The organism is Microcystis sp. M165S2, from assembly GCF_020245885.1.
GTDB lineage: Bacteria > Cyanobacteriota > Cyanobacteriia > Cyanobacteriales > Microcystaceae > Microcystis.
Map to the genome: position 1 here is coordinate 1 of NZ_JADBTZ010000419.1, position 5,999 is coordinate 5,999.

Below are 5,999 nucleotides of genomic sequence, written 5' to 3' on the forward strand. Positions count from 1 at the left end.
AGTTAGCTGAGTTGTAGAGATTTTTAGACTGCCAAGATAAATTATCTATCTCCGCCCAAAATCTATGTCCTTTCTTGATAATGTGTCTTTCTGCTACTAACATTGTTATCCGTTGTCTTTTAACTCAGCGTCGGGTTTTGAGGGGTTGTCATCCGTTATGATAGTTGTACCCGAAGGCAATTGATAGCCTGTTAAATTCCCTTGTTTCCACCACCTCCAAGCCGTTCGATAACTTATTCCTGTTTTTTTTTGCCTAGTCTGATAGTTTCCTGTCTATATATTACCATGTCTGGCTATATATGACTATATTTGTATTGAAACTTTACAATACTAAATTCTCTTTAAAAGGCATAGGAGAGTGGGGTGTAGGGTGTGGGGTGTAGGGTGTGGGGAGAAGGGAGAAACAATTCATAACTTGAGAGTTAATCACACTATTGAAAACGGATTTGGTCTCACCTCCCTTTTCAGAAAAACGATTTGCCTTTTCTGGTTCTGTCGCCTAACCTAGTAGTTAGGGAATTTATTATTGCCTTTCCCGTCCACAAACCCCGAAGCGAAAACATCCATTTAAGATTATGACTAACCCCGTTATTCACGCCTTTTTCCTCGGACGAGCGATCGCTGAAGTGATCGGTGAACAGCTAGAAGATGCTTTTACCAACGCTTTAAGCGAATTAGGCAAATTTGATGCCGAACAACGGGAAAACCTGCGGCAATTCGTCGAAGAAGTGCAAATGAGAGCCGATCAAGCCATGGAAAAGGGAGTATATACTGGTACAGAGTCCGGTGGTTCCTCCAGTGCCGATGTGCAGGAAAACATCGACGAAATGCGCGCCGAAATCGCCCAATTGCGCTCGGAACTAAAAAACTACCAGAATTAACCCAAAACCCTCTTTTAGTCGCTTTAAAGCCCCAAAAATTGCGTGTCAGCCTTTCTACCCGTCCCCGTTACCCCAGAGTTAAACCCAGCAATGCCGGCCCTCCAAGTCGCCAAAAATAGCTATCGTTGGAATCGAGAAAACTATTCGATCAATCGTCGTCGTCTAGATATTTGGCGATTCGTTCTGACTGTACTTTATCAATTCTGGCTCAACGGTAAAAAATGGAGCTATAACGGCGGCTATAGCGAGGAAAAACTCGCCGGCAGACGCAGAAAACAGGCCGCTTGGATTCGGGAAACCATGTTAGAATTGGGACCGACTTTTATTAAAGTCGGTCAACTGTTCTCCACCCGCGCCGATCTTTTTCCCCTCGAATATGTGGAAGAACTCTCGAAACTACAGGATCAGGTTCCCGCATTTACCTACGAACAGGCCAGCAAAATTATCGAGATATCCCTCGGTAAACCCCTGAATAAACTCTTTAAAAGCTTCGATCCCATCCCCCTAGCAGCCGCTAGTTTAGGACAAGTTCACCGGGCCCAACTGAACACCGGGGAAGATGTGGTGGTCAAAGTCCAACGGCCCGGATTGAAAAAATTATTTAGTATCGACCTGGCCATCCTGAAAAAAATCGCCCAATACTTTCAAAATCATCCCAAATGGGGGAAAGGTCGCGATTGGACGGGTATTTATGAAGAATGCTGTAAAATTCTCTGGGAAGAAACCGATTATCTCAACGAAGGTCGCAACGCTGACACTTTTCGCCGTAATTTTCGCGGGGAAGATTGGGTCAAAGTACCGAAAGTCTATTGGCGCTACACCTCTCCCCGGGTTTTAACCCTAGAATACCTCCCCGGCATCAAAATCAGTCATTATGAAGCCCTAGAAGCGGCAGGACTCGATCGCAAATTGTTAGCTAAACTGGGAGCCAAAGCTTATTTAATTCAACTGCTCAATAACGGCTTTTTTCATGCGGATCCTCACCCCGGCAATATCGCCGTTGATAGTGATGGCTCGTTAATTTTCTACGATTTCGGCATGATGGGACAAATTAAAACCAACGTGCGCGAAAAACTAATGCAGACTCTCTTAGGAATTGCCCAAAAAGATGCCGATCGCGTGGTCACTTCTCTGGTAGATTTAGGAGCATTAACTGCTAATGGTGATATGGGAGCAGTGCGGCGCTCGATCCAGTATATGCTCGATAACTTCATGGATAAACCCTTTGAGGAGCAATCCGTGGCCGCTATCAGCGATGATCTCTATGAAATCGCCTACGATCAGCCTTTTCGCTTTCCCGCTACCTTTACCTTCGTCATGCGGGCATTTTCTACCCTGGAAGGGGTAGGCAAAGGACTCGATCCCGAATTTAACTTTATGGAAGTGGCCCAACCTTTTGCCCTGCAATTAGTACATGATATGACAGGAAATAATGGCAGTAATATCCTCGATGAGTTAGGACGACAAGCAGCCCAAGTGAGCAGCACCGCCCTGAGTTTACCCCGACGCATCGATGATACGATCGAAAAATTAGAACGGGGTGATATCCGTGTCCGGGTGCGTTCCAGCGAATCTGAGCGACTTTTGCGGCGATTGGGTATGATCCAAATGGGAACCAACTATACTTTAATTATCAGCGCTTTAATTGTCTCAGCGACGCTTCTATTTGTCAGTGGTTTTGGTTGGTTGACCTTATTGCCTTTAGGAATTGCGCTTTTCCCGGGGGTAGCTTTGTTGAGACTTTGGCAGAAAATTCAACGTCAGGATCGCATGATGTAATTGATCACGGGATAATAAATTATTGTGTTAGAAGCAGAAATTTCGATGAACAACCTTTCTTTTGGAGGAATGACCGATCCTGGTGTAGTGCGATCGGTTAATCAGGACAGTTATTATATCGACCCCGATCGCCGCTTTTTTATCGTTGCCGATGGTATGGGGGGTCATGCGGGAGGCCAGGAAGCTAGTCAAATCGCCACTGAAACTATCCAAGCTCATCTAGAAGAACACTGGAATTCGCCCCTGAATACCGGGGAATTGCTGCAGGAGGCAATTACTGCCGCTAACGAGAAGATTATTGAAGATCAACTCAAAAATCCCGAAAGACAGGACATGGGGACAACCCTAGTCATGGCTATCTTCCGAGATGATGGCTCTTGGTACACCCATATTGGTGATTCCCGTCTCTATCGCTTTCGTGAGCAAAAATTAGAACAGGTGACGGAGGATCATACTTGGATAGCTAGGGCGATAAAAATGGGCGATCTGTCCGAAGAAGATGCGAAAAACCACCCTTGGCGACACATTTTATTTCAATGTCTCGGTCGTCGCGATTTGCCACCAGTGACGGTATCTCCCCTCGATGTGCAATCTGGCGATAGTTTAATTCTCTGTAGTGATGGTTTGACGGAAGAAGTGTCCGACGAGGAAATTAGCGATTATTTGCAAACCGGTGCTGATTGTCAGGAAATTGTCGAGAATTTAGTGGCAGCGGCCAAAAAAGCTGGCGGTTCTGATAATATCACTGTGGTCATGGTAAGCTGTTGACTATCTAGGGTTTGCGGCAAAAAGTTTCTCGTGGGGAAGTGGGGAAGTGGGGAAGTGGGGAAGTGGGGGAATTTCAACTAAAACCCTAACACCCTAACACCCTAAGACCCCCCGCAACGCGCACGCAGTGACCACCCTATCTCCTGCCTCGCAGCCTCGGAGCCTCATCTCAACAAGCAATTTAAATTCGCGGGCAGCTTACTCGAGCGCTCCTGCTTGTTGTAATAAAGAAACGATCGCCTGATGGTGATTAAATTTAGCTAACATTAAAGCGGTCATTCCCCCTTGATTTTTCTGATTTAAGTGCACTTTTCCCCCGTCTAACAAAACTTTAACCGTGTCGAGACAACCGTGATAACTCGCCCACATTAAAGGGGAAGCGCCGCTAAAATCGAGTTTATTGACATCAGCACCGATATCGATTAACCGGCGCACCAGTTGACTATTATTGCCCTCACAAGCTTTCATGAGGACGGTTTTGCCATCGGGATAAACGGCGTTGGGATTAGCCCCGTAGTCGAGGAGATAACGGCAGATTTCGGCAAATTTGCGCTGTAGAGCTAAGGTTAACGGTGTTTCTCCCTGCTGAGTTAGGTTAGGCTCCGCCCCCTGTTTTAACAATTCTAAAACGATCGCTTCGTATCCTTGCATCGTGGCGATGATCAGGGGTGTATCCCCAAAATGGTTACGGTGATTGACAAAAGCGCCGGCTTGTAGTAAGGCCTGGACGATCTCTAGATGTCCTTCGATCGTCCCTAAATGCAGGGCCGTTTCTCCAGCCTGATTTTGATTGTCAATACTGGCCCCCTTAGCGAGTAAAAGTCGGACAATATCGAAATATCCCTCAGCAGCAGCGATCATGAGGGCAGTTTCTCCCTCCTCCGTGCTGATATTCGGATTTGCTCCCGCTTGCAGTAAAGTTTGCCCGCTGCCGAGATTTCCCCTCTCTACAGCCAAAATTAGGGGAGTTTCCCCGGATAAAGTGGGAGAATCGAGGGGCATACCACGGGTAATAAACAATTCGAGGATTTCTGGGCAATTAGCGGTGAGAGCCTGTAACCAAGCTTCTTGACGGATTTCGTCATCTACACCACTATCGAGCAGTAAACGGACGATTGCGGCGTAATTTTGGCTAATAGCTACAGATAAAGCCGTATCTCCATCCCGATCGCGCATATTGACCCGAGCGCCAGCGATTAATAACTGTTCTGCGATCGCTATATGACCCTTATAAGTGGCAATCATTAGTGCAGGCGTACCATCTTGATTGACCTGATTGACATTAGCACCGGCGGCGATTAATTGAGCAAGGATTTCACTGTGATTGAGCGCAGCCGCTAACATGAGAGGGGTTAAACCTTGAGGTTGTTTACTTTTGTTGATATCAGCCCCAAATTCTCGCAAAATTGCCACAATTTCCCTATGACCCCCCTGCACGGCATAGATTAAAGCCGTAGTATTTTGCACATCAGTGGCGTTGACATTTGCCCCCTGACTCAGTAAAGCTTGAACCCGCGCCCGATTGCCCTGACGCGCCGCTTGTATTAACAAGATATCCCAATTAGAAGCCATTAACAGTGACCGATCGGCAGAAAGTATTTTTTCTATTATCGATCTTTCTAGACAGTTGACGCTCCCATCGCACTCATGCGAGGGATTCCCTGTTCATCCAGTTACCTTATCTACCAAGCTTTCACTTAATAGACAGTGGGTCGGCCTGTCCGAGGGCTTGAATTTCTGTCCGCCCGACAGTATTTGCCCGTGCGAGAATGTTTATAGCGGCGTTTTCGTCTCTATCCAAGACAGACCCACAAGAACAAATATGAGTTCTTAGAGATAATGTTTTCTTGACGATATTGCCACAACTAGAACATGGTTGGCTAGTGTATTGTGGATTTACCGCTACCAAAAACTTCCCGTGTATTTTCCCAAAGTAGTCTAACCAATCGGTGAACATTGACCAACTCGCATCTTGAATAGATTTAGCAAGCTTGGGATTTTTCACCATATTAGATACCTTCAAGTCCTCATAGACTACCAAATCGTTAGATTGGATTAACGCTTTTAGGGATATAGAAAACCAAGCTCTTTCGGCACTTGCTTGACGAGCCATAGAGTTAAGTTTACTGACAAAAGAAAATTCAGAACTGTTGGCTAATTCTGTAGTTAATTTACACAAAGTAGCATAGTTGATTTTGTCTTCTTTAGTAGCGTCCATCCAAAATCTTAAACACTTATTTCTGATGAACTGCCTGATCGGAATAGCTTCTTGAATGGCTATTTCTTGGTGTGAATTGGTAACTTAAACTCTATGACTCGCATCGATTCGACCTCTCAATGTGTTATGCTTATCGAAAATTTGGGTTAAAACCCCGTCCTTTGAGGACGGCTTTAAGCTACAATGGAAAAAGCGATAACCAAGCTAAAAACTGGGCTCTTCTGGTTTTCGTGTGTTAATTTTTGTTATGAATTAAAGCAAGCAAACAGCTTAAGTCGAAGATGTTCAAAATTGGTAAATCCATAACTTATTCTTTTAATAAGCTTTATTTTGGTATTCATTCCCTCAATTAA

6 protein-coding genes are annotated in these 5,999 nt (G+C 45.3%); 3 read left to right on the forward strand and 3 right to left on the reverse strand.

The window, feature by feature from the left end; all coding sequences use genetic code 11:
- Positions 1 to 575: 575 nt before the first annotated feature.
- From IM479_RS20745 to IM479_RS20755, 3 genes are all read left to right on the forward strand, one after another.
- A complete protein-coding gene (locus IM479_RS20745) occupies positions 576 to 881 on the forward strand; it encodes a DUF6825 family protein (RefSeq protein WP_004162702.1) in 306 nt (101 codons plus the stop codon).
- 90 nt (positions 882 to 971) lie between these two features.
- Positions 972 to 2,660, forward strand: a complete 1,689-nt coding sequence (locus tag IM479_RS20750; RefSeq protein WP_287077042.1) for an ABC1 kinase family protein — start codon at positions 972 to 974, stop codon at positions 2,658 to 2,660.
- 45 nt (positions 2,661 to 2,705) lie between these two features.
- Positions 2,706 to 3,428 (forward strand): Stp1/IreP family PP2C-type Ser/Thr phosphatase, encoded by a 723-nt coding sequence (locus IM479_RS20755; RefSeq protein ID WP_287077004.1) that lies wholly within the window; start codon positions 2,706 to 2,708, stop codon positions 3,426 to 3,428.
- A 198-nt stretch (positions 3,429 to 3,626) separates the two neighbouring features.
- On the opposite strand, the gene IM479_RS20760 is transcribed toward IM479_RS20755, so the two are convergent.
- From IM479_RS20760 to IM479_RS20770, 3 genes are all read right to left on the reverse strand, one after another.
- The gene (locus IM479_RS20760) at positions 3,627 to 5,027 is read right to left on the reverse strand and encodes an ankyrin repeat domain-containing protein (protein WP_353737557.1); all 1,401 of its coding nucleotides are present in this window, start codon (positions 5,025 to 5,027) and stop codon (positions 3,627 to 3,629) included.
- Between the two features lie 94 nt (positions 5,028 to 5,121).
- A complete protein-coding gene (locus IM479_RS20765; RefSeq protein WP_287685038.1) occupies positions 5,122 to 5,646 on the reverse strand; it encodes an RNA-guided endonuclease InsQ/TnpB family protein in 525 nt (174 codons plus the stop codon).
- A 245-nt stretch (positions 5,647 to 5,891) separates the two neighbouring features.
- A partial coding sequence (locus IM479_RS20770) for a transposase (protein ID WP_287672724.1) occupies positions 5,892 to 5,999 on the reverse strand: 108 nt, incomplete at its 5' end.